Origin of the sequence: Streptacidiphilus sp. EB103A, from assembly GCF_041261405.1 — a bacterium.
Classification (GTDB): Bacteria; Actinomycetota; Actinomycetes; order Streptomycetales; family Streptomycetaceae; genus Streptacidiphilus.
Genome location: NZ_JBGCAQ010000017.1, coordinates 44,274 through 67,898 on the forward strand (window position 1 = coordinate 44,274; position 23,625 = coordinate 67,898).

Sequence of the window (23,625 nt, forward strand, 5' to 3'; positions counted from 1 at the left end):
GAGGTCTGCGGTCAGTTGTCGGCTTGTGCGGCTGCCGCGGCGAGGTACGGCTTCAGCTCGCGGTGGGCCAGCGAGCGACGGTGCACCTCGTCGGGGCCGTCCGCGAATCGCAGCGTACGGGCCGAGGCCCACAGGTTGGCGAGCGGGAAGTCCTGGGAGATCCCGCCGCCGCCGTGCGCCTGGATCGCCTTGTCGAGGATCCACTCCACGGTGGACGGCGTGGCGATCTTGATGGCCTGGATCTCGGTGTGGGCGCCCTTGTTGCCGACGGTGTCCATCAGCCAGGCGGTCTTCAGCACCAGCAGGCGCAGCTGCTCGATCCGGACCCGGGACTCGGCGATCCACTCCTGCACCACGCCCTGCTCGGCCAGCGGCTTGCCGAAGGCGGTGCGGGAGACGGCCCGACGGCACATCAGCTCCAGGCCGCGCTCGGCCATGCCGATCAGCCGCATGCAGTGGTGGATCCGGCCGGGGCCGAGCCGGGCCTGGGCGATGGCGAAGCCCATGCCCTCCCCGGCGATCAGGTTCTCGGCCGGGACCCGGACGTCGTCGAAGACGATCTCGGCGTGGCCGCCGTGGGCGCCGTCGGTGTAGCCGAAGACGTGCATGCCCCGGAGGACCTTCACCCCGGGCGTGTCGCGCGGTACCAGGATCATGCTCTGCTGTCGGTGCTTCGGCGCGTCGGGGTCGGTCCGGCCCATCACGATGAGGATTTCGCAGGTGGGGTCCATGGCGCCGGAGGACCACCACTTGCGGCCGTTGATCACGTAACTGTCGCCGTCGCGCTCGATCCGGGTGGCGATGTTGGCGGCGTCGGAGGAGGCGACCTCGGGCTCGGTCATGCAGAAGGCGCTGCGGATCTCGCCCTCCAGCAGCGGCTCCAGCCAGCGCTTGCGCTGTTCGGGGGAGCCGAACTCGGCCAGCACCTCCATGTTGCCGGTGTCGGGCGCGGCGCAGTTGAGCGCCTCGGGCGCGAGGTGCGGCACATGGCCGGTGATCTCCGCCAGCGGCGCGTACTGGAGGTTGGTCAGGCCAGCGCCGCCGTGCTCCGTACCCGGCAAGAAGAGATTCCACAGGCCACGACGGCGAGCCTCGGCCTTCAGCTCCGCCATCACCGGCGGCCGGCTCCACTCGCTCTCGGCCTCGGCGGCCTGCCGCGCGGCGACCGCCTCGGCCGGGTGGACCATCTCGTCCATGAAGGCGAGCAGTCGTTCCTGCAGTTCAACGGTGCGTTCGTCGTACCGGAAGTCCATCAGTCTGCCTCCAGCTTGAGAAGGGTCTCCAGGGCGGAGGTGACCAGCGGCGCGACCAGCGCGCCCACGTGCGAGAAGCCCTCGCCGACGGTCTTGCCCTGGGTGTAGCGGAAGTGGATGCCCTCGGCGATGACCGCCAGCTTGTAGCCGGCGAAGGCCGTGTACCAGGGGAGCGGGGCGAGGTCCAGGCCGGTGCGCCCGGCGTAGCGGTCCAGCAGGTCGTCCATGGCGGGGAAGCCGGCCGCGGCGCTGACCGCCCCGGCGACCGGGTTGCCGGGCAGGTCGCGGGAGATGTCCCAGTAGACCTTCATCAGGCCGACGTCGGCGAGCGGGTCGCCCAGGGTCGCCATCTCCCAGTCGAGCACCGCGGCGACGCTGTCGTCCTCGGCGATCACGGTGTTGTCCAGGCGGTAGTCGCCGTGCACGATCGCGGGCCGCTGGCTCGCCGGGACACCCAGGCCGAGCCGCCGCTGCAGCTCGTCCATGCCGGGGATCTCCCGGCTCCGGGACGCCTCGAACTGCCGGAACCAGCGTGCCACCTGACGTTCGAGGTAGCCCTCCGGGCGGCCGAACTCGGCCAGCCCCACCGCCGCCGGGTCGACGGCGTGCAGCTCGGCCAGCACGTCGACCAGCCGGTAGGAGAGCGCCCTGGCCCGCTCGGGGCCGAGGCCGGCCGAGTCCCCGGCGAAGCGGTAGACCCGTCCGGGGACCTCGTCCATCAGGTAGAAGGGCGCGCCGAGGACCTCGGCGTCGGCGCACAGCAGGTGCACCCCGGGCACCGGGACCCGGCTGTCCGCCAGCGCGGCTATCACCTGGTACTCGCGGGACATGTCGTGCGCGGTCGCCAGCACATGGCCCAGCGGCGGGCGGCGCAGCACCCAGCGGTGCCTGTCGTCGTGCAGCCGATAGGTCAGGTTGGACTTGCCGCCGGTGATCAGCTCCGCGCCGAGCGGCCCTTCGACCAGTGCGGGACGAACCCGGTCGAGGTGGTCGCGCAGGCGGCCCAGGTCGAGGCCGGGGGGATCGAGCGATTGCTCGGGCATGCGTACCTCCTGGCTCGGGATGCGGCAGAGTGGTGCGCATGGTGGGGCACCGGTGCCGCTGCCCGCCACCATACCGACTGGTAGGTATGTCGGCTAGAGTGGTCCCGGACACACGCCGGGGGCACGCCGGAGAGGAAGGCCATGGCCACAGCAACACGCGGTACGGCCGCGCCCGTGCAGGAGCGGCTGCTCGCCGCCGCCAGCAGGCTGTTCGCCGAGCGCGGCTTCGCCCTGACCTCCGTGCAGGAGATCGTCGAGCGTGCCGGGGTGACCAAGGGGGCGATGTACCACTACTACGCCTCCAAGGACGACCTGCTGCAGCAGATCTACACCCGGCTGCTGGACGTGCAGTCGGCCAGGCTGGAGGCGATAGCCGGCACCGACCTGCCGGTACGCCGGCGGCTCCGCGCCGCCGCCGCCGACGTGGTGGTCAGCACCCTGGAGAACCTGGACGACGCGATGGTCTCCTGGCGATCCATGCACATGCTCCCCCAGGAGCGGCTGGCGCAGGTGCGGCTGGAGCGGCGGCGCTACCACGAGCGGTTCCGGGCGCTGATCGAGCAGGGGCAGGCCGAGGGCGTGCTCAGGACCGACGTCTCCGCCGACCTGGCCACCCACCAGTTCTTCGGCGGGGTGCACCACCTCGGCAGCTGGTACCACGCCGACGGCGAGCTCACCCCCTCCTCCATCGGCGAGACCTTCGCCGATCTTCTGCTCCGTGGACTTGATCCGTCCGGATGATCGCGTATGACCGGAACGGACCATCCCGGATCACGATTAGGCTGCAGGTCCGATCGGCGTGTCGTCTGGCTTCGGTTGGTTTGTATAGTGTGCGCCAGCAGCCGTCGGTTGCTCGGTGAAACCTCCCCGCAGAACCGGCCCCGGCCGGGAGCATGCGGGAAGCGGGTACGCCGCTGCCATGCCGCGTGTCACCCTCCCACAGGGGGCGTGCGAAGGCGTTTTACGAGGGACGGTTCTCTATGGTGCTGGGGGAGATCGATATGACGGGTGCTCCGCTCCGCCTCTCCCAGTCACCGGGACAGCTGCTTCGGATAGCCCAACAGGTACATACCAGGCTCTGGGCCGAGCACGTCGGCCAGGACCTGACCGCGCCGCAGTACGCCGCGCTGATCGCCCTGGCCGTCGAGCCCGGCGCGGACCAGCGCACGGTGGGCGAGCGGGCGTCGCTGGACAAGGCGACGATGGCCGAGATGGTGGGCCGGCTGGTGCGGCGCGGCCTGGTGCTGCGCCGCCGCGACCCGGCCGACGGGCGGCGCAAGCTGCTCACCCTGTCCCCGCTGGGCGTCCGGATCGTCGACGAGGTGTCCCCGGGCGTGGCCCGGGTGCAGCAGGGGCTGCTGGAGCCGCTCACCGAGCCGCAGCGCAGCGACCTGATGTCGGCGCTGGCCCGGATGGCCCGGATGGAGGACGTGGCGCTGGAGACCATGGTCGAGGCCAGGCCCATCCTGGACGCGCCCAGGGTCGTCGGCTACCTGATCCGGGTGGCCCAGCAGGTGCACACCCGGCTGTGGACCGAGCTCGCCTCCGGCGAGCTCACCGCGCCGCAGCACGCGGTGCTGGCGGCCCTGGCCGAGGAGCCCGGGATCGACCAGCGCACGGTGGGGGAGCGCGCCTCGCTGGACAAGGCGACGATGGCCGAGCTGATCAGCCGGCTGGTACGCCGCGGCCTGGTGCTGCGCCGCCGCGACCCCTCGGACGGCCGCCGCAACCTGCTGGCGCTGGCCCCGGCCGGGGCCCAGCTGCTGGAGCAGGTCAGCCCCGGGGTGACCGAGGTGCAGAACCGGATGCTCGCCCCGCTGGAGCCCGCCGAGCGGGAGCGCGTCGTCGAGCTGCTGGCCGTGGTGGCGCGCATCGCGCAGTAGCGGAGCGGCAGAGCAGTAGCGCGGCAGTGAGCAAGTGCGGCCCCGGTACCGGATCGGTACCGGGGCCGCGCCGCGTTTAATTCGGTTGCCGGAGGGCGGCGGCAGGCGTCATCGTCAATGGCTATGCGCAGCTTCTGACGTGATGTCAACCCCGCCCTCCCCGTGACCACTCCGGCGAGCGGCTGTTCCTGCCCGCACACCGCATCGACGGAGCGTCATGCCGCTTGTCACACTTCCGCTGTCCGATCCGGGCAGCCCCGATCTGCGTTCCCCGGGCCGGTTCCTGGCCTGGCTGGCCCGCTCCCAGCGCCGGGGCCAGTGGATGTCCATGCTGTGGGGAACGCTGTTCCTCGGCTGCCGCAGCGCGGTCCCGTTCTGCATCGGCGCCGGCATCCAGGCCGTCGTCGAGCACCGCCGCGGCGAACTGTGGGCGGCTGGGGCCGCCGCGCTCGCGCTCGGCGTCGTCCAGACCGTCGCCTCCTCGCTCTGGCACCGCCAGGCCGTGTGGAACTGGATCCATGCCGCCGCCCAGACCCGCCAGCTCGTCGCCCGCCAGGCCTCCCGGCTGGGCTCGGGCCTGGCCCGCCGGATCGCCACCGGTGAGATGGTCGCGGTCAGTTCCGGCGACGTGGAGAAGATCGGCTGGTTCGTGGAGACCAGCTCCCGCTGCGCCGCGGCGCTGACCACCTGGCTCGGCCTGTCCGCAGTGGTGCTCTACCGCGAGCCCAGGCTCGGCCTGGCCGTGCTGCTGGGCGTCCCGCTGCTGGCCGTCGCCGTCTGGCCGCTGCTGGGACCGCTGGAGCAGCGCTACACCCGTCAGCGCGAACTCGGCGGCAAGGCGGCCGAGTTGGCTGCCGACACGGTCGCCGGACTGCGGGTGCTGCGCGGGATCGGCGGCGAGCAGCTGTTCCTGGAGCGCTACCGGGCCGCCTCGCAGCGGGTCCGCGGCGCGGCCGTCCGCACCGCCCGGACAAGCTCCCTGATGCAGGCTCAGCAGCTGCTGCTGCCAGGTCTGTTCATCCTCGGGGTGACCTGGTACGGGGCCCGGCTGGTGGTCTCCGGCGACATCGGCGTCGGTGAACTGGTCGCGGTCTACGGGGCCGGCGCCTCGCTGTCCTGGCCGCTGATGCTGATCGGCGAGACCGCGGAGTCCTGGACGGCGGCCCGGGTCGCCGCCGCGCGCGCCGTCCGGGTGCTTGCGGTGACCCGCGACGACGCCGTCGCCGACACGCCGACGGACCTGGCGCCGCTGTCCGCGCCCGAGCGGTCCGACCTGCACGACCCGGTGACCGGTCTGACCGCCGTCGCGGGCCGACTCACCGCGGTGGTCTGCGGCGACCCGGACCAGGCCGGCGCGCTGGCGGCCCGGCTCGGCGGGCATGTGGCCGGCAGCGGCGGTCCCGAAGGCGGCGAGCCGTCGGTGACCCTCGGCGGGCGCGCGCTGGACCGCGTGCCGCTGGGGGTGGCCCGAGCGGCCGTCCTGGTCCACGACAAGGACCCGGTGCTGCTCTCCGGGACCCTCGCCGAGCTGTTCGACGTCCCCCGGTCCGGCGCGGTCACGCCCGGGCGCGCCCTCGCCGCCGCCTGCGCCGACGACGTCCTGGCCGCCCTGCTCGACGCCTCGCCGGATGGCGGTCCTGTCGGTGGCGTGGGCGACCCGATGCGGGCCAGGATCACCGAACGCGGTCGCTCCCTCTCCGGCGGCCAGCGCCAGCGCCTCGCCCTGGCCCGCTCGCTGGTCGTCGACCCGCCGGTGCTGGTCCTGGACGAGCCCACCAGCGCCGTCGACTCCCACACCGAGAGCCGGATCGCCGTCGGCATCGCCGAACTGCGCCGGGGGCGCAGCACCGTGGTGCTGGCGACCAGCCCGCTGCTGCTGGACCGGGCCGACCAGGTCGTGCTGATCCAGGACGGCCGGGTCGCGACCCGGGGCACCCACCGCGAACTGATGCACGACGAACCGCGCTACCGCGCGGTGGTGACCCGCGAGAGCACTGAGGACCAGGTGACCGCATGAAGGCCCCGGAACGGCACGCGACCCAGACCACGGCGCTGCTCCCGGTCGGCTCGCCCGCCTCGGTGCGCCGCTACCTGCTGCTGCTGGCCCGCCGCCACCGCGGCGGCTTCGGCACCGCCGTCGGCCTGCACGCCGTCGGCGCGGCGGCCGGCCTGGTCGGCCCCTGGGTGCTGGGCGAGGTGGTGCAGAGCCTCAGCACCGGCAGCACCGACGCGTACATCACCCGCGCCGTCCTCTTCTATCTGGCCGCGCTGCTGGTGCAGTCCGTGTTCACCGGGCTGTCCCGGCTGCGCGGCGGCATCCTCGGCGAGGAGATCCTCGCCGACCTGCGCGAGGACTTCCTGGTCCGCTCGATCGCGCTGCCGCCCGGGGTGCTGGAGCGGGCCGGCACCGGCGACCTGGTCTCCCGGGCCACCACCGACGTGGACCGGCTCGCCACCACCGTCCGCGACGCCGTCCCCGAACTGTCGGTCGCCGTGGTCTCCCTGGTGCTGATGCTCGGGGCGCTGTTCGCCACCTCCCCGCTGCTGGCGGTCACCGCGCTGGTGGGCACGCCGGTCATCGCCTGCGGCTGCCGCTGGTACTTCCGCCGGGCCCCGCAGGCCTACCGGGACGAGTCGGCGGCGTACGCGGCGATCAACACCGTGCTGGCCGAGACCGTGGACGCCGGGCACACCGTCGAGGCGCTGCGGCTCGGCCCGGAGCGGGTCGAGTTGACGGACCGCCGGATCAGCCACTGGATCGACTGGTCCCGCTACACGCTGTGGCTGCGGGCCAACGTCTTCTTCCCGTCCATCGACTTCCCCTACGCGCTGAGCCTGGTGGCCACCCTCACCCTGGGCGGCCTCTACACCCTGCACGGCTGGACCACCCCGGGCCAGCTGACCACCGGTGTGCTGTACGCGCAGATGCTGACCGGGCCGATCGACCTGATCCTGCGCTGGTACGACGAGATCCAGGTCGGGCAGGCGTCGATGGCCCGACTGGTCGGCGTCCGGGAGATCCCCGACGCCGAGGCCGACGACACCCTGCGGCCGCAGGGCCGGGCGGTACGGGCGGACCAGGTCAGCTTCGGCTACCGCGAGGGCGCCGACGTCCTGCACGACATCACCCTCGGCGTGGCGCCGGGCGCGCGGATCGCCCTGGTGGGCCCGTCCGGCGCGGGCAAGTCCACGCTGGGGCGGCTGCTCGCGGGCATCTACACGCCGCGGGCGGGCGAGGTCACCCTGGGCGGGGCGAGGCTCTCCGAGATGCCGCCCGAGCGGGTGCGGGCCGAGGTGGCCCTGGTCAACCAGGAGCATCATGTCTTCGTCGGCACGCTGCGGGACAACCTGCGGCTGGCCCGTCCCGGCGCGGACGACCAGGAACTGCGTGCGGCGTTGGACGCGGTGGACGCGGGGCACTGGGCGGACGCTCTTCCCGACGGTCTCGACACCGCGGTCGGCTCCGGCGGCACCCAGCTCACCCCGGCCCAGGCCCAGCAACTGGCCCTGGCCCGCCTGGTCCTGGCCGACCCGCACACCCTGGTCCTCGACGAGGCCACCTCCCTGCTGGACCCCCGCGCGGCCCGCCACCTCGAACGCTCCCTGGCCCGGGTCCTGGACGGCCGCACGGTGATTGCCATCGCCCACCGCCTGCACACCGCGCACGACGCGGACCACATCGCCGTCGTGGAGGACGGCCGCATCACCGAGTACGGCAGCCACCCCGACCTCATCGCCGCCGGCGGCGCCTACGCTGCGCTGTGGCAGAGCTGGCGCGACGACGGCACGTGAACGGAGGTGCTCCAGGTTCCGCGTGACGGTGCGCACCGTGCACCTTGCTCGCGCCGTCGGAGCGCAAGAACGGGCGGACGCTGTCCGCCCGGGTCACTGGCGTACCTCCTTGATGCGGACCGGTCGGTGTTCGCGGAGCGAGGCGGTGGCGGCTTCGGCGACCCAGCCGGTTTCGACGGCGTCCGTGATGGTGCAGGGTGAGGGACGGTCGCCGCGGACGACCTCGATGAAGGCGGCGAGTTCGGCTCGGAAGGCGGCGGCGAAGCGGTCCATGAAGAAAGTGTGCGGGACACCGGACGGGAAGGTGGCGCCGGGCTCGGCGGAGCGGAGCGGGAGCTTGTCCTCCAAGCCGGCGGCGATGCTGTCGCGGGAGCCGTGGAGTTCCAGGCGGACGTCGTGACCGCGAGCGTTGTAGCGGGTGTTGGAGACGACGGCGAGGGTGCCGTCGTCCATGGTGAGGATGGTGGCGGCCGAGTCGACGTCGCCCAGGTCGCGGATCCACTCCTCGCCGCGGTTGCCGCCGGTGGCGTAGACCTCGACCACCTCGCGCCCGGTCACCCAGCGCACGGCGTCGAAGTCGTGGACGCTGCAGTCGCGGAAGATGCCGCCGGAGACGGCCGCGTAGGCGCGCGGCGGCGGGGCCGGGTCAAGGGTGGTGGAACGGATCGTGTGCAGCCAGCCGAGGGCGCCGCTGTGCAGGGCCTCGCGGGCGGCGACGAACCCGGCGTCGAAGCGGCGCGGGTAGCCGATCTGGATGGGGACGCCCCGGTCGGCGAGCAGGCGGGCCGTCCGGGCGGCCTCGGCGGCGTTCGCGGCGACCGGCTTCTCGCAGAAGACGGGCAGTCCGGCCTCGACCGCGGCCTCCAGCAGGGCGGGGTGGGCGTCGGTGGCAGCGGCGATGACGACGCCGTCCAGCCCGGCGCCCAGCAGGTCGGTGGCGGAGTCGACGGCGTGCGCGTCGAGCTTCCCGGCGATGTCGTCAGCCCGGCCGGGAACGGCGTCGGTGACCACGAGGGTGTCCACCGACGGCAGGCTGCTGAGCGTCCGGGCATGGAACGCGCCGATCCGGCCCAGCCCGATGAGTCCAATTCTCATGGCGTGTGCACCCTTTCAGTCGATGGCGCCGATGACGTTCTGGTCCCAGTCGATGACCGAGCCGGTGACCACGCCGCTGCGCTCGGAGAGCAGGAAGACGACGAAGTCGGCGATCTCGTCCACCCGCCCGAGCCGGCCCATGGGCAGGCTCTTCCCGGCCTCTTCGCGCCAGTCGTCACCGCCGCCGTGGAAGGCGCGCTGGATCGTGTCCTCGCCCTCGGTGTCCGTCCAGCCGAGGTTCAGTCCGTTGATGCGGATGCGGTCGAAGCGGTGGGCGTGGGCCGCGTTGCGGGTGAGGCCGGTCAGCCCCGCCTTGGCGGTCGCGTACGGCGCGAGATAGGGCTGCCCGCAGTGCGCCGAGGTGGAGGAGATGTTGACGATCGTCCCGGTGGCCTGCCGGGAGAGCATGTCGGCGACGGCGCTCTGCATCAGGAAGAACGGCGCTCGGAGGTTGACAGCGATGTGCGCGTCGAACAGCTCCGGTGAGGTGTCCAGCAGCGAACCGCGTGTGGTCAGGCCCGCGCAGTTGACCAGGGAATCCACCCGCCCGAATCGGCTCACCGTGGCGGCCACCGACGCCCGTGCCTGCGCGACGTCGGCGACGTCGGTCCGCACGAAGAAGGCCTCGGCCCCGGTGGCGGTGAGCTCCGCGACCAGCGCCTGGCCGGGCCCGGCACGGCGACCGGTGACGGCCACCGACGCGCCCTCCCGGGCCGCGGCCCGGGCGACGGCGGCGCCGAGGCCCTGACTGCCCCCGCTGACCAGTACGACCTTGTCGTCCAGCAGTGTCATCGTGATCTCTCCTCTGAAGGATCGGTGGCCGCCCACTCGGGGTTGGCCAGCGCCGCCGGACGCCGTCCGGCAAGTACATCGGCGACGCCCCGGGCCGCGTCGGCGAAGGTCGCGGCCGTGGCGCGGGTGCTCAGTCCCATCAGGTGCGGGGTGAGCAGCACGTCAGGGTGGTCGAAGAGCGGGTGGTGGACGGGCGGCTCGGGGTCGTAGACGTCCAGGCCGACACCGGAGAGCCGGCCCTCGACGAGCGCGTCCAGTACGGCGTCCAGATCCACCAGCCCGCCGCGACCGCAGTTCACCAGCACCGCCCCGGGCTTGACGGACGCCAGGAATCGGCGGTCCACCAGCTGGCGGGTATCGTCGGTGAGCGGCACATGCAGGGTGATGACGTCGCTGCTCGCGGCCAACTCGTCCAGATCGGGGCAGTTGACCGCGTCCGGCGGCGCGGCGAACGGGTCGTGGGCGAGCACCCGCATCCCGAACGCCTCCGCGAGCGCGGCGACCCGACGCCCGATGCGGCCGTAGCCGACGATGCCGATGGTCGCCCCGCACAGGTCGCCGACGGCGACGTCCGCGCGCCGCGCCCACTGCCCGTCCCGGACCAGCCGGGTAAGCGGTCCGAAGCGTTTGACCAGGTGCAGCGCCATGCCCAGGACGCCCTCGGCGACCGCTTGGGAGCCGCTGTCCGGGGTGATGACGACCGCGATGCCGCGCGTACTCGCCTCGGCCATGTCCACCAGGTCAACGCCGACCCCGGTGCGGGCCAGCACACGGAGGTTGGGCATCCGGTCCAGCGTGTCCTGGTCGACCACGGCGTCGGCGCGGACGATCGCTCCGACGGCCGCGGCCAGGTCGTCCGGCCCGGGGTGGGCCACGAAGGCGGCACTTCCCCGCAGGGGTCCTGCCACCAGGACGGGATCGACATTGCCGAGGGCTACGACGGTGGGACTAGACACGGGTCGCCTCGCTGTGCGGCTGCCGCCCGTAGGTGGCGTCCGGGACGGTACTGACGGGGTGCCAGCGTCCGTCCTCGGCCGAGGCGGCGACGGCGGCGAGGACCTCGGCGTCCTGATGGGCGTCGTGGATGGTGGCGTTGCGCCGTTCGCCGCCGCTCAGCGCGGTGAGGAACTTCTTCGCCTCGATCACCTTGAGGTCGTCGAAGCCCATGCTGTTCGCCGGTCCGGGCTGGAACCGGGCGTAGTCGCCCATCGAGGCGTTGGCGAGGACCGTGGTGTAGCCGATGTTGGGTCCGCCGCGCCCGAGGCAGAGCCGGAACTCGTTCAGCTGCTCGAAGTTCCAGGACGCGGAGCCATCGGTGCCGTAGACCTCGATGGCGAGTCCGCACTGCGGGCCGACGATGACGCGGGAAGCCTCGATGGTGCCGACGGCGCCGGTGGTGTACGGGCCGGGGGCGAAGCGGACCAGCGCGGCGGCGTGGTCGTCGTTCTCGACCGGCGCCATCTCGCCGTCCTCGATGACGGCGAAGTGCGTGCCGGAGCCCATGGGCAGCACCGGCCGCTCGGTGTGCACGGTGGAGAGCAGCGAGCTGACCTCGCCGATCGGTCCGACGACGTACTGGACCAGGTCGACGACGTGGCTGAGCAGGTCGCCGAGTGCGCCGCTGCCGGCCAACTCGCGGCGGAAGCGCCAGGAGAGAGCGCCCTTGGGCTCGGCCGCGTAGCCGCAGTAGAAGACGGAGCGGATGTTGGTGATCCGGCCGAGCGTGCCGTCCGCGACCAGTGCGCGGATGCGCTCGACGGCGGGTGCGCCACGGTAGTTGTAGCCGATGGAGGTCTCGACGCCGGCCGCCCGCGCGGCGGCGGCGACCTCGGCGGTCTCGGTGACGTCCCGTCCGACCGGCTTCTCGATCCAGAACGGCTTGCCCGCCCGCGCGGCGGCGACCGCGACCTCGCGGTGCACATGGTTGGGCGCGCAGATGGAGACGATGTCGACCTCGGGGTCGGCGAGGACGGCCCGGTAGTCGGTGGAGACGCGGGCGTAGCCGAGCACGTCGCGGGCGTAGGCGGCCCGGTCGGGTGCGGTGTCGGCGGCGTGCACCAGCCTGGGCCGGACGCCGAGTTCGGGGTAGACGACGGGGAGGGACTGGTAGGCGCGGGTGTGCAGCTTGCCCATCCAGCCGGCGCTGATCAGACCCACGCCGAGCGTTGCCGCGCCGTCGGAGCCGTCGGGGTGGTGACCGTTGACCATGGTTGTTGCTCCAGAGGTGGTCAGGACGCGGTGCGTGCCTGGGCGAGGTGGGCGGTGACGGCGGCGGCGAGGAGTGTTGCGTCGGAGCCGATACCGACGAAGGTCCAGCCTTCGGCGATCCGGGCCGCCGCCCCGGCGCCGTCGTTGACCAGCAGGCCGCATGCCTTGCCGTGCGCGGCGGCGGCCGCGCGGACCCGGTCGAGTGCGGCGAGGTAGCGGGGGGCGGTGAGCTGTCCGGGGAGGCCGAGGTCGTGGCTGAGGTCGCGCGGGCCGACGAACAGTACGTCGGCGCCGTCCAGTGCGGCGATCTTGTCGACCTCGTCCAGGGCGGCGACCGACTCGATCTGCACCACGCCGAGGAGTTCGCTGTCGCTGCGCTCCAGCGCGGCGGGGTCGAGGCCGAAGCGGCAGGCGCGGTTGTAGGTGGCCACGCCCCGGTCGCCGAGCGGTGGGTAACGCAGGTGCCGCAGCGCGGCGGCGACCTCGTCCGCGCTGTCCAGGCGCGGCAGCATCACGCCGGCGGCGCCCAGGTCGAGCACCCGCCCGACGCGGATGCGCGCGGCGGACTCGACGCGGACGATGGTCGGCACCCCGTAGGCGGCGGCGGCCGGGACGAGGGCGCGCAACTGCTCCTCGCCGCCCGCGCCGTGTTCCAGGTCGAGCAGCAGCCAGTCGAGGCCGGCGGCGGCGCAGACCTCGCCGGCGACGGCGGATGCGGTGCCGATGAAGGTGCCCACCGTCGTGTCCCCGGCGGCCAGCCGTCGGCGCAGGCGCCCGTGGTCCAGTGGCGAGGAGGTCATCCGAACCACCTCTGCCCGGCGAGCCCGGCCTCGTACTCGGCACGCAGCGCGGCGACGGTCGGCTGCTCGGCGACCTCGGCGGGGGCGACGTCCCACCAGACGCCCGCGCCCGGCAGGTCGGCGTGCGGGATCACGGGGACGACGATGACCACCGGGCCCTGGTGCCCCCGGGTGGTGGCGAGGGCCTCGGCGACCTCGTCGGCCGTGGTGGCCCGGACGGCGTGCGCGCCCAGCCCGGCGGCGATGCCGACCAGGTCGACGTCGAGGTAGTCGCTCTCCAGCCGGGCGGGTTTGCCGTCGGCCAGGTCCAGCGCGCCGTCCCGGTAGCGGAACTCGTTGCCGAACTCGGCGCCGCTGCGGCCCATCTGGAGGCGGTGGATGACCTGGTAGCCGTGGTTCTCGGCGATGACGACGGTGATGGCGGCGCCTTCCTGCGCGGCGGTGACCAGTTCGGTGGGCGCCATCAGGAAGGTGCCGTCGCCGATGAAGGTGGTGACGCGGGCCTCCGGCCGGGGTTCGGCGAGTCTGACGCCGATCGCGGCGGGCAGCTCGTAGCCCATGCAGGAGAAGCCGAACTCCAGGTGGCACTGGCGGCCCTCGGTGGCGTCCCAGACCTTCTGCAGGTCTCCGGGCGGTCCTCCGGCGGCGGCGATGACGGTGTCCCCGGGCTGGGCGTGCTCCTGCAGCAGTCCGATGAGCTGGCCCTGGGTCAGCACCGCGTCGGTGTCGGTGACGACGTCGGAGTCGGCGGGCACCGCGGCCTTGTCGAACGGGACGCGCGGGTCGATGGCCCGGGCGCGTACCGGGGTCCACGCGGCGTCCGCCGCTTCGACGCGCTGCCGCCAGGCGGCGGGAGCGGCGATCCGTCGGGCTTCGAGCTCGTCGGCGAGGGCGGCCAGGGCGCGCTTGGCGTCGGCCACGATGCCGACCGCGCCCAGCCTTCCCGCGTCCTGGACGTCCAGGTTGATGCTGGCGAAGCGCACGCCGTGGTGCTGGAAGAGAGAGTGCGAAGCGGTGGCGAAGTCGGTGAGCCGGGAGCCCACGGTGAGGACGAAATCGGCCTCGCGCGCCAGCTCGTTGACGGCGGGAGTGCCTTCCAGACCGATGCCGCCCAGCTGCCACCAGGCACGCCGCTGGACGGCGCCCTTGCCGCCGAAGGTCTCGGTGACCGGGATGCCCGCCAGCTCGGCCAGCCGCTCCAGCTCGGGCGTGGCACCGGAGTAGTGGACGCCCCCGCCCGCGATGATCAGCGGCCGCTGGGCCTGCGCGAGCAGCGAGGCGACCTGCGCCACCTCGTCCGGGTCGGCGGCCGGGCGGCGGATCCGCCACACCGTGTCGCGGAACAACGCGGTCGGGAAGTCGTACGCGTGCGACTGCACGTCCTGCGGCAGCGAGAGGACGACGGCACCGGCCAGGACGGGGTCGGTGAGCACCCGCATCGCCGCCGGGAGGGCCGTCAGCAGCTGCTCGGGCCGGGTGATCCGGTCGAAGAAGCGGGCCAGCGGCCGGAACGCGTCGTTGACGGAGAGGTCCGCCTCGGTGGGGTGCTGGAGCTGCTGCAGCACCGGTCCCTGACGGCGGGTCGCGTAGGTGTCGCCGGGGAGAAGCAGCACCGGCAGCCGGTTGACGGTGGCCAGGCCCGCGCCGGTGACCATGTTGAGTGCGCCGGGCCCGACCGAGGCGGTGACGGCGAGGGTGGCGTGGCGGCGGGTGTGCTTGGCGTAGCCGGTGGCCATGTGGACGAGTGCCTGTTCGTTGCGGCCCTGGACGAACGGCATCCGGTCCGAGAACTGGTCGAGCGCCTGGCCGAGTCCGGCGACGTTGCCGTGGCCGAAGATGCCGAGGGTGGCCGGGATGAGCCTCCGCAGTTCGCCGTCGGCGTCGCTGTACTGGTGCGAGAGGTAGGCGACGGTGGCCTGGGCCACGGTCAGCCGGGTGGTGGGTTCGGGGTGGGGCGCGCTCACGAGGGGTCTTCCTTCCTTGGGTGCGTCAGGCGTGGACAGCGGGTGCTACCAGGGACGGCCGTGCAGGATGACGGTCTTGACCTCGGTCATCTCCTCGACGGCGGCGCGCGGTCCCTCCTTGCCGATGCCGCTGCCCTTGAGCCCGCCGTAGGGCATCAGGTCGGCACGCCACAGGGGCGTCCAGTTGATGTGGACGGTGCCCGCGTCGATCTCCCGGATGGCCCGTACGGCGCCGCTGACGTCGCTGGTGAAGATGCCCGCGCCCAGCCCGTAGGCGGTGCCGTTGGCCTGGTCGATCGCCGACCGCCAGTCCTCGGCGGTGCTGACGGCGACGGCGGGGCCGAACAGTTCGTCCTGGCTGAACGGCGAGCCGGGGGCCACGTCCGCGACCACCGCGGGTGCGATGACCGCGCCGTCCCGCTCTCCGCCGGTCAGCAGCCGGGCGCCGCCCGCGACCGCGGCGGCGATGGACGCGCGGACGCGTTCCGCCTCCTGCTGCGTGATCAGTGTGCCCATCCCGGTCTCCGCCGACGCGGGATCGCCGGTGCGGATGGCTTCGACCTTGGGCACCAGCGCGTCCAGGAAGTCACGGCTGATCGCCGGGTGGGTGATGACGCGCTGCACGGAGATGCAGACCTGGCCGGCGTTGATGTAGCCGCCGAGGGCGATCGCCGACGCGGCGGCCTCCAGATCGGCGTCCGGCAGTACCACGACCGGGCAGGAGGCCCCCAGTTCCAGCGACAGTTTCTTCACGCCCGCCATGCGGGTGATGTGCTCGCCGGTCCTGGTCGAGCCGGTGAAGGAGACCTTGCGCACCCGGGGGTCCGAGACCAGTGCGTCGCCGAGCACTCCACCCGGCCCGGTCAGTACCGAGAGCACGCCCTCCGGCAAGCCCGCGTCGACGAAGCACGCGGCCAGTGCGAGCGCGGTCAGCGGTGTCGTCCGGGCGGGCTTGAGCACGACGGCGTTCCCGGCGGCCAGCGCGGGTGCGAGCTTGTGCAGGACCAGCAGCGCGGGGTAGTTGAACGGGGTGATGGCGACGACCACTCCGCAGGGCTGGTGGACCGTGAACCCGATCTTGTCGTGTCCGGTCCCCCGGTTGGCGTCCAGCGGCAGCGTGTCGCCGTACAGGTGGGCGCCCTCGAACGCGGCCAGCCGGATGATCTCGCCGGAGCGGCCCGCCTCCCCGGTCGCCTCGGTGATCGTCTTGCCGGTCTCGGCGCTGATCAGCCGCGCCGTCTCCGCGGCGCGCCGGTCGGCCAGGTCGGCCGCGCGGAAGAGTATCCGCATCCGCTCGTGAGCCGGCGTCGCACGCCAGACGGCCGCACCCGACTCGGCCGCCGCCAGCGCCGCCTCCACGTCCTTCAGTCCGGCCACCGGCACGGCGCCGACGGCCGCGCCGTCGAACGGAGAGGTCACCTCCTCGGCCGCGCCTGACGCCGCAGGCGTCCAGGCGCCGCCGATCAGCATGTCCACCATGACAACTACCTATCTTTGAGAGCTACTTACAAGACGGGGTTACCGGGCGCGGGATCAGCGGGTCGCGCTGAACGCTGCGTCGAACTGCCGGTCGGACGCCTCCGCAGCCACCGACCGGACGTAGCGCAGCGCCTCCGGCGCGGCGGTCTCCCGGTCCAGGCCGACGTCCTCCCACTCGACGGAGAGCGGGCCGTCGTAGCCGATGCGGTTGAGCGCGCGCATGATCTCCTCCCAGTCGATGCCACCGCGCCCGACGGTGCGGAAGTCCCAGCCCCGTCGGGGGTCGCCGAAGGGGAGGTGGGAGGCGATGATGCCGTTGCGGCCGTCGAGGCGGCGGGTGGCGTCCTTGCAGTGCACATGGGTCACGCGCCCGCCGTGGCCCTCCAGGAAGGCGACCGGGTCGACCTGCTGCCAGTGCAGGTGGCTGGGGTCGAAGTTGATGCCGAACGCGGGATGCTGCATGGCGGCGAGCGTGCGCTCGGTGGTCCAGTAGTCGTAGGCGATCTCGGCGGGGTGGATCTCCAGGCCGAAGACGACGCCCTCGGCCTGGAAGACGTCCAGGATCGGGGTCCAGCGCTCCACGAAGTCGTCGAAGCCCGCGTCGATGGTCTCCGCAGAGACGGGCGGGAAGCCGGCCAGCATGTACCAGATGCTGGAGCCGGTGAAGCCGTTCACCCGGGTGACGCCGAGGGCGGCGGCGGCCCGCGCGGTGTCGGCCATCTCGTCGGCGGCCCGCGCCCGCACGCCCTCGGGCTCACCGTCGCCCCACACGTGCGGCGGCAGCACGTCACGGTGCCGGTGGTCCAGGGGGACGTCGCAGACGGCCTGGCCGGCCAGGTGGTTGGAGATCGCCCAGACGCCGAGGCCGTGGCGTTCCAGGAGGGCGCGCTGCCGCTTGGCGTACCCGGGGTCGGTGACGGCCTGGCGGACGTTGAAGTGGTCTCCCCAGCAGGCAAGTTCGAGGCCGTCGTAACCCCACTGGCCTGCCTTCGCGGCGAGTTCGTCGATCGGCATGTCGGCCCACTGGCCGGTGAAGAGCGTGACGGGACGTCGGCTCATGGTGAATGCTCCGATTCAAGCGGTGCGGGTGCGCAGCCACAGCTGCGCCGGACGATGAGGTCGAGTGGCACCCGTGTCTCGGTGGTTCCGGTCTTCGGCGCCCCGCCGGACTTGGCCGCGTCGATCGCGTCCAGCAGCATCCGGGCGCCGATCTCGCCGAGTTCGCGGTCGTGTCGGCCGAGGGCGGTCATCGGTGGGTCGAGCAGGTCGCTGGAGACCGGGTCGTCGAAGGAGACCAGGGCGATCTCCGTGCCGACTCCGTGCCGGTCGGCACGGAGCTGGCGGAGCGCGCCAAGAGCGAGGGTGTCGGCTGCGGCGACAATGGCGGTGGGCGGCTGGTCCAGCCGCATGAGTTCGGTCACCGCCCGCTGCGCACTGGCCTCGGTCCACTCGTAGTCGCCGTAGGCCAGGTACTCCGGGGGCACCGGCAGCAGCAGCCTGCCCATGACGTTGCGGAAGGCTTCCAGCCGCTCGGTGGCGGGTGCGTTCTCCAGGCGCTGGGACCGGTCGGCCAGGCCGGTCGGCGCGCCCAGGAAAGCGATCCTGGTGTGGCCGTGTACCACCGCCAGGTGTTCCACGAGGGCGCTCATCCCTCCGGCGTTGTCCGGGCTGACGTAGCCCAGGCCGGTGTCCCGGATGACGTGGTCGAAGAAGACGACCGGTCCCCAGTCCGGAACGTAGCCGCCGGTGGTGGCGATCAGCAGACCGTCGACCTGGCGGGCCTGCAGGGTGCGCAGGGCGGCGGTCTCGTGCTGGGCGTCGCGCTCGGTGTTCATCACGACGACCTGGTAGCCGGCCGCTTCGAGCACGTTCTGTGCCGCCTTCAGCACCTGGGCGTAGAAGGCGATGGCGATGTCGGGAACGATGACGCCGATGAGCATGGACGACTGGGTGCGCAGGGACCGTGCGGAGATGTTCCGCCGGAAGCCCAGCGCGGTGGCCGCCTCGACGACCTTCCGCTGGGTGTCCCCCGTGATGCGGGGGTTTCCGTCCAGCGCCCGGCTGACCGTGGATACGGACACACCGGCCATCGCGGCGACGTCGTTGAGGGTGGGACGGCGTCGGCGGGACGGATCGACCGGACCGGGGGTCTGGTCCTGGATGGAAGGCATCGGGGCTCCTTGCACGGGCGGTCTCTGGGTGAGTAGTCCTACGTGGTCGCTCGGGCAAAGAGACTGCCACGAGTGAGGATCGAATCCACGGTCGCCGCGAGGACGAGGATGGACCCCTCGGCGACGTACTTGACCACGGTCTGCGCACCGATCAGGTCGAGGCCGTTGGAGATGGAACCGATCACCAGGGCACCGAGCAGCGCGTCCCAGACGCTGCCGCGCCCGCCGAAGAGGCTCGTCCCGCCGATCACGGCCGCGGCGATGGACTCCAGCAGCACCGTGCCGGTGCCGGAGGAGGCCGACACGCCGAGCAGGCGCGAGGCGGCGAGGATGCCGCCCAGCGCGGCCAGCGCACCCGCCAGGCTGAACGCGATCATCTTGGCCCGGGCCACGGGGATGCCCGCCCTACGGGCGGCGTCCGGGTTGCCGCCGACGGCGTAGAGATGCACGCCGAAACGGGTCTGCGTGGTGAGGTAGCTGAAGACTGCCAGCAGTACGAAGAGGATCACCACCGGCAGGGGTACGCCGAGGTAGCTGTTGAGCACCGCCACGGCCGTGGCGCCGGCGGCGGCGACCAGGACGCCGGGGACGGCCACCGTGCGCGCCAGGCTCACGTCCTTGCCACGGCGCCGGGACTCGCGCACAGCCAGCAGGCGCAGCAGGACGAAGGCGGCGACGCCGACGACCATCAGCGCCCAGCCCAGGGCGGGTGGCAAGTAGGTGCTGGAGAGCGTGGCGATGCCGGTGCCGAAGAGGCTGACCTGTCCGGTGCCGCCGGGCAGCAGCACCAGGATCGCGCCCAGCAGCGCGAGTTGGGCGCCCAGCGTGACGACGAAGGACGGCACCCCGAACTGGGTGACGATCGCTCCCTGGACCAGGCCGATCGCCGCCCCGACCGCGACCCCGGCCAGCACGGCGAGCCAGGCGGACCAGTGGTGGTTGACCACGAGGATCGCGGTGAGCGTCGCCGAGGCGCCGCTGTTGGCGGCGACCGAGAGATCGATCTCGCCGAGCAGCAGGACGAAGACGATGCCCAGCGCGATCGTCGCGGTGACGACGATCTGCACCAGCAGGCCGGTGAGATTGCGGCTCCCCAGGAAGGCGCTGTTCTGGGTGGTGAAGAAGGCCCAGATCACGGCCAGCATGAGAAGGACAGGCACGAATCGGTACTGTCCGGCGATGGCCTCCAGCGCCCTCCGGCGGTTGTACCTGCGCTCCTCGATGCGCGCGGCGGGCGGCGGGGACGGAGTTGCGGCGACAGCTGCGGGCGAATGGTTCGATGTGGTCATGGTGCCGAGATTCCTGTGATGGCGGCGACGAGTTGGTCCGAGTTGGTGGTCCGTTCGGTGTTGTCGAACTCGGCGACCTTGCTGCCCAGGCGCAGCACGACGATGCGGTCGGCGATGTCCAGGACGTCGCGCAGGGCGTGCGAGATGAGCACGATCGCGCAGTCGTGCTCCTCGCGCAGCCGGCGGATCAGGCTGAGCACGCCGGTGCTCTGCTCGACGCCGAGCGCTGCGGTCGGCTCGTCCATCAGCACGAGCCGCGGGTCGGAGAGCGTGGACCGGCAGACCGCGATGGACTGGCGCTGGCCGCCGGAGAGACGGCCGACGGGCGTGCGCAGCGAGGGGATCTTCGCGCCCAGACGGCGGATGGTCTCCTGGGCCCGGTGCTCCATGTCCGCGCGGCGCAGACGCCCGCCGTGCAGCAGGGGCCGGGCCTCCTCCCGTCCGAGGAAGAGGTTCTGGACGGTGTCGAGGTTGTCGCACAGGGCGAGGTCCTGGTAGACGGTCTCGATGCCGAGCGCAGTGGAGTCGGCCGGGCGGCGCAGCTCGACCGGCTTGCCGTCGATGAGGATCTCGCCTCCGTCAGCGGGCTGCAGTCCGGAGATGATCTTCATCAGCGTCGATTTTCCGGCGCCGTTGTCGCCGACCACGGCCACGATCTCGCCATGGCCGACAGCGAGGTCGATGCCCTCCAGGGCGTGCACGCCCCCGAAGACCTTGAACACCCGGCGGAGTTCGAGGAGCGGGACCGCCGTGGTCACGGCGGCAGTGCCGGTGCTCATGGCGACTCCTTCTTGCAGGTCGCGGTCGCGGCGGTGGGGCCGGTGCAGATCTGCTTCCAGGTCCAGACGCCGTCCTTGACGAGCGTTCCGACCGTGTCGGCGTGCAGGTTCTGGACGGGCAGGAAGGCCGCCGGGACGCCGGGCTTCATGAACCCGTTGTCCACATAGCCGTCGACGTCACTGCTGTTGATCTTGCCGGTCTTGAGGAGCTGCACCGTCAGATCGGCGGCCTTGGCGGCCTGCAGCTTGAACGGCTTGTAGACCGTGTCGTACTGGTAGCCGAGCAGGATGTACTGGACCGCCTGCAGGTTGGCGTCCTGACCACCGACCACCGGCACCTTGCCGGCCAGACCCTGGGCGTTGAGCGCCGCGATGACACCGCCGGCGGTGCCGTCGTTCATGACCACGACGCCGTCCAGGTGGTTGCCGGTCTTGGTCAGACACTGCTCCATCTCGGTCTGTGCCTTGGCCGGGTCCCAGTTGGGCGTGTAGGTCTCGCAGGCGACCTTGACCTTCCCGGCCGCGATGAGCGGCTGGAGGTACTGGTCCTGGCCCTTCTTGTACTGGGTGGTGCCGTAGTCGCCCTGGTTCCCGTAGATGCGGGCGATGATCTTGGGCTTGGCCGTGGTACCGGCGGAGAGCTGCGCGGCAGCGTCCTTGCCCTGGTTCTGGCCGACCGACAGCGAGTCGAAGACGACCTGCGCCGCCGCGTTCCCGCCACGCGCGTCGTGGTCGTAGAGCAGCACGGGGACCTTGGCGGCGGACGCCTGCTGCAGCGCGCCGCCGGCGATATAGGGGTCGGCCGCGACCAGCACGATCGCGGACGCACCGCCCGCGATGGCGGTCTCGACCTGCTGGACCTGCTTCTGCGGGTCGTCCTCGGCGTTCTGGATGACGACCTTGACGCCGGGCATGTCCTTCTGCATCGCCGCCTGGAAGTCCGGGCCGTCCTGGGTGGTGAAGCGGACGGTCGTGGTGTCGGGCAGCAGCATGTAGACGGTCTTGCCGCCGCCGGAGCTGCTGCTCCCGGTGCCGGAGGCACAGGAGGCGAGCAGCAGGGCGGTCGCCGACAGGGCGGTCAGGCGGACGGCGAGTCTTCGGGGTCTGGGCGAACGGCTCATGGATAACACTCCTTCGTGGATCCGGCCCTCGGGTGTGCAAACCTTTGCACCCATGTTTCGGGGAGGTCAATACCCTGTGCAGAAGAAGGTGCGAGGCACGAGATAACGTTTGCACGCCGACGGCGTACGAGGGCGCGGCGACCGTCGTCGGCGACGGCGGGAACGGCGGTGTCGCTGGAGTCGGTGAGCACGAGACCGTGGAACCCGGAGGTGCATGGTTGCTCGCGCAGTTCCCCGCGCCCCCAGGTAGGTGCAATCTCCCCTCAGCGGTTCAGTTGCCCCTCAGTTCGGTGCATGGTCGGCGCTGTGGGTGTCGAAGACCTTGGGGCGGGCTGAGCGCAACGCAGTTGTGATTGCGCCGAGGAGGACGGCGTCGTCGCCGAGCTCGCTGGGGGCGACGCGGGGCCGCAGCGGGGTGAGCAGGTGGAGGGTGTCCTCCACCGTCTGCAGCAGCAGGTCCGCGCTGTGGCCGACGCCGCCGCCCAGGACCACCAGGTCCGGGTCCAGGACGGAGGACACCGCCGCGACGACATGCGCCAGCCGCTCCCCCTCCTGCCGCACCGCGGCCCCCCCGCGGGGTCGCCCTTCCGCGCCGCCTCGAACACCTGCTTGGCGGTGAGCGCCTGCGCGCCCGTCATCCCGAGCTCGCGGGCCCCGCGGACCACGGCTTCGCCGGACACCGCGTCCTCCAGGCTGCCCCGCCGCGGCGCGCCCTCCACCGGGGATGGGCCGGACGGCGGCATCGGGTTGGTCAGCAGCGGCAGGAAGCCGATCTCGCCGGCCGCGCCGTGCGCCCCGCGGAACAGCTCGCCGTCGGCCACCACGCCCATGCCGAGCCCGGTGCCGATGAGGATGTAGACGAAGAGCCGGCTGTCCTTCCCCGCGCCGCAGGCGTACTCGCCGATCGCGGCCAGGTTGGCGTCGTTGTGCAGGGTCAGCGAGGTGCCCAGGCCCTCCCGCATCCCGGCGACCAGGCCGCTGCGGCCCCACCCGGGCAGGTTGACCGCGTAGCGGACCCGTCCGGTCTGCTCGTCGAATACCCCGGGAGCGCCGACCACGGCCTCGACGATGTCGCCCCGCTCGAGACCGGTCCGACCAGTCCTCGACTCCTGCGATAAGTAAAGATACTTAACTTTTCCCGGGCGGCGGCATCCAGCGAGCGGGGCCCGCCGTGCCTGCCCAGAATGAGTGCATGGCCAGGAAGAGCGACACCGCAGTGGGCCGCAAGATCGGCGGGCTGACCGTCAATGCGCGGATGGTGGTCTTCGCGGTCGTCGCGATCCTCGCCGTCTGGTTCATCCTGATGAACACCTCCTCGGTGAAGATCCACCTCTGGGGCCTCTCCACGGTCAGCTCGCCGCTGTGGCTGGTGCTGGCGGTGATCCTGGTGGCCGGGATGCTGCTGGGGTGGTTCGTGCGGCGGTACCGGGACCGCGGCTAGGGGTACCGGAAGAGGCGTGCGAGGCTCCGGTTGCGCCCCCGTGAGGTGACCCCCGCCACATGGCCGGGGTCGTCCACGAAGCCCGATAGTTGATCCTTTCCTCACCTGGGAACAACCTGTCGTTCACCTGGGGGAGGGCTGTCCCCCACTTCGCCGGGGTCGGCGCCCAGCAGGTGTTTATCCCCTGCTCACACCCCTATGTCCGGATTTCGAAACAAGTGGAATCCGGTGTTTCGGTTGTCCCGGCGCGGGGTAGTCCCGCGCCCGAAACGGCAACACGAACGGTGTTCGACTACGGAGCCGCATAGTAATAGGGGCCTTGGACCTGGGCCGACGACCCGCTAAGAATGGCGAAGTCGTCACGGCGGCCCCGCTGATCGCAGTACCGATCGGAGTACTGATCCAGCGGGGCCGCCTTCATCCGGCACCAGCCGAAACCGGGGTGCCCCAGGCGCTGATCCGACTCCCCAGGGCACCTGTCCCGCCCTGAGGAATCAGTCGGCCAGCCGTCGAGC

At 72.2% G+C, this 23,625-nt stretch carries 19 protein-coding genes and 1 pseudogene; 5 read left to right on the forward strand and 15 right to left on the reverse strand.

Annotated elements, in window-relative coordinates; genetic code table 11:
* Positions 1-11: 11 nt before the first annotated feature.
* The gene (locus ABH941_RS26925) at positions 12-1,253 is read right to left on the reverse strand and encodes an acyl-CoA dehydrogenase family protein (RefSeq protein ID WP_370132105.1); all 1,242 of its coding nucleotides are present in this window, start codon (positions 1,251-1,253) and stop codon (positions 12-14) included.
* Positions 1,253-2,296 carry a phosphotransferase family protein gene (locus ABH941_RS26930; RefSeq protein WP_370132106.1) on the reverse strand — a complete coding sequence of 348 codons (1,044 nt, stop codon included), beginning with the start codon at positions 2,294-2,296 and terminating at the stop codon, positions 1,253-1,255. The genes ABH941_RS26925 and ABH941_RS26930 overlap by 1 nt, the downstream gene beginning before the upstream one ends.
* 141 nt (positions 2,297-2,437) lie before the next feature.
* On the opposite strand from ABH941_RS26930, the gene ABH941_RS26935 reads away from it, so the two are divergent.
* The 4 genes from ABH941_RS26935 to ABH941_RS26950 all read left to right on the forward strand — a co-directional run bounded on the left by ABH941_RS26935 (position 2,438) and on the right by ABH941_RS26950 (position 7,971).
* Positions 2,438-3,037, forward strand: coding sequence for a TetR/AcrR family transcriptional regulator (locus ABH941_RS26935; protein ID WP_370132107.1), 600 nt, complete (start codon positions 2,438-2,440; stop codon positions 3,035-3,037).
* A 260-nt stretch (positions 3,038-3,297) separates the two neighbouring features.
* Positions 3,298-4,179 (forward strand): MarR family winged helix-turn-helix transcriptional regulator, encoded by an 882-nt coding sequence (locus ABH941_RS26940; protein ID WP_370132108.1) that lies wholly within the window; start codon positions 3,298-3,300, stop codon positions 4,177-4,179.
* A 217-nt stretch (positions 4,180-4,396) separates the two neighbouring features.
* The gene (locus ABH941_RS26945) at positions 4,397-6,196 is read left to right on the forward strand and encodes an ABC transporter transmembrane domain-containing protein (protein ID WP_370132109.1); all 1,800 of its coding nucleotides are present in this window, start codon (positions 4,397-4,399) and stop codon (positions 6,194-6,196) included.
* Positions 6,193-7,971 carry an ABC transporter ATP-binding protein gene (locus ABH941_RS26950; RefSeq protein ID WP_370132110.1) on the forward strand — a complete coding sequence of 593 codons (1,779 nt, stop codon included), beginning with the start codon at positions 6,193-6,195 and terminating at the stop codon, positions 7,969-7,971. The genes ABH941_RS26945 and ABH941_RS26950 overlap by 4 nt, the downstream gene beginning before the upstream one ends.
* 93 nt (positions 7,972-8,064) lie before the next feature.
* On the opposite strand, the gene ABH941_RS26955 is transcribed toward ABH941_RS26950, so the two are convergent.
* The 13 genes and pseudogenes from ABH941_RS26955 to ABH941_RS27015 all read right to left on the reverse strand — a co-directional run.
* Entirely contained in the window at positions 8,065-9,066 is a 1,002-nt protein-coding gene (locus ABH941_RS26955) for a Gfo/Idh/MocA family oxidoreductase (RefSeq protein ID WP_370132111.1), read from the reverse strand.
* 15 nt (positions 9,067-9,081) lie between these two features.
* Positions 9,082-9,858, reverse strand: a complete 777-nt coding sequence (locus ABH941_RS26960; protein WP_370132112.1) for an SDR family oxidoreductase — start codon at positions 9,856-9,858, stop codon at positions 9,082-9,084.
* The gene (locus ABH941_RS26965) at positions 9,855-10,814 is read right to left on the reverse strand and encodes an NAD(P)-dependent oxidoreductase (protein WP_370132113.1); all 960 of its coding nucleotides are present in this window, start codon (positions 10,812-10,814) and stop codon (positions 9,855-9,857) included. The genes ABH941_RS26960 and ABH941_RS26965 overlap by 4 nt, the downstream gene beginning before the upstream one ends.
* Entirely contained in the window at positions 10,807-12,066 is a 1,260-nt protein-coding gene (locus ABH941_RS26970) for a Gfo/Idh/MocA family protein (RefSeq protein WP_370132114.1), read from the reverse strand. The genes ABH941_RS26965 and ABH941_RS26970 overlap by 8 nt, the downstream gene beginning before the upstream one ends.
* Before the next feature lie 20 nt (positions 12,067-12,086).
* Positions 12,087-12,866 carry an HpcH/HpaI aldolase/citrate lyase family protein gene (locus tag ABH941_RS26975; RefSeq protein ID WP_370132115.1) on the reverse strand — a complete coding sequence of 260 codons (780 nt, stop codon included), beginning with the start codon at positions 12,864-12,866 and terminating at the stop codon, positions 12,087-12,089.
* A complete protein-coding gene (iolD, locus tag ABH941_RS26980) occupies positions 12,863-14,830 on the reverse strand; it encodes a 3D-(3,5/4)-trihydroxycyclohexane-1,2-dione acylhydrolase (decyclizing) (protein WP_370132116.1) in 1,968 nt (655 codons plus the stop codon). The genes ABH941_RS26975 and iolD overlap by 4 nt, the downstream gene beginning before the upstream one ends.
* 45 nt (positions 14,831-14,875) lie before the next feature.
* A complete protein-coding gene (locus ABH941_RS26985; RefSeq protein WP_370132117.1) occupies positions 14,876-16,309 on the reverse strand; it encodes an aldehyde dehydrogenase family protein in 1,434 nt (477 codons plus the stop codon).
* 54 nt (positions 16,310-16,363) lie between these two features.
* Positions 16,364-17,368 carry a sugar phosphate isomerase/epimerase family protein gene (locus tag ABH941_RS26990; RefSeq protein WP_370132118.1) on the reverse strand — a complete coding sequence of 335 codons (1,005 nt, stop codon included), beginning with the start codon at positions 17,366-17,368 and terminating at the stop codon, positions 16,364-16,366.
* Complete coding sequence (locus tag ABH941_RS26995) at positions 17,365-18,480, reverse strand: LacI family DNA-binding transcriptional regulator (RefSeq protein WP_370132120.1); 1,116 nt, start codon at positions 18,478-18,480, stop codon at positions 17,365-17,367. The genes ABH941_RS26990 and ABH941_RS26995 overlap by 4 nt, the downstream gene beginning before the upstream one ends.
* Positions 18,481-18,518: 38 nt before the next feature.
* Positions 18,519-19,769, reverse strand: a complete 1,251-nt coding sequence (locus ABH941_RS27000; protein ID WP_370132121.1) for a sugar ABC transporter permease — start codon at positions 19,767-19,769, stop codon at positions 18,519-18,521.
* Entirely contained in the window at positions 19,766-20,548 is a 783-nt protein-coding gene (locus tag ABH941_RS27005) for an ATP-binding cassette domain-containing protein (RefSeq protein ID WP_370132122.1), read from the reverse strand. The genes ABH941_RS27000 and ABH941_RS27005 overlap by 4 nt, the downstream gene beginning before the upstream one ends.
* Positions 20,545-21,669, reverse strand: coding sequence for a sugar ABC transporter substrate-binding protein (locus ABH941_RS27010; protein ID WP_370132123.1), 1,125 nt, complete (start codon positions 21,667-21,669; stop codon positions 20,545-20,547). The genes ABH941_RS27005 and ABH941_RS27010 overlap by 4 nt, the downstream gene beginning before the upstream one ends.
* Before the next feature lie 282 nt (positions 21,670-21,951).
* Positions 21,952-22,760: pseudogene (locus ABH941_RS27015) on the reverse strand (ROK family protein); the annotation flags it as partial.
* Between the two features lie 101 nt (positions 22,761-22,861).
* On the opposite strand from ABH941_RS27015, the gene ABH941_RS27020 reads away from it, so the two are divergent.
* Positions 22,862-23,110 carry a LapA family protein gene (locus tag ABH941_RS27020; protein ID WP_370132124.1) on the forward strand — a complete coding sequence of 83 codons (249 nt, stop codon included), beginning with the start codon at positions 22,862-22,864 and terminating at the stop codon, positions 23,108-23,110.
* Positions 23,111-23,625: the final 515 nt, after the last annotated feature.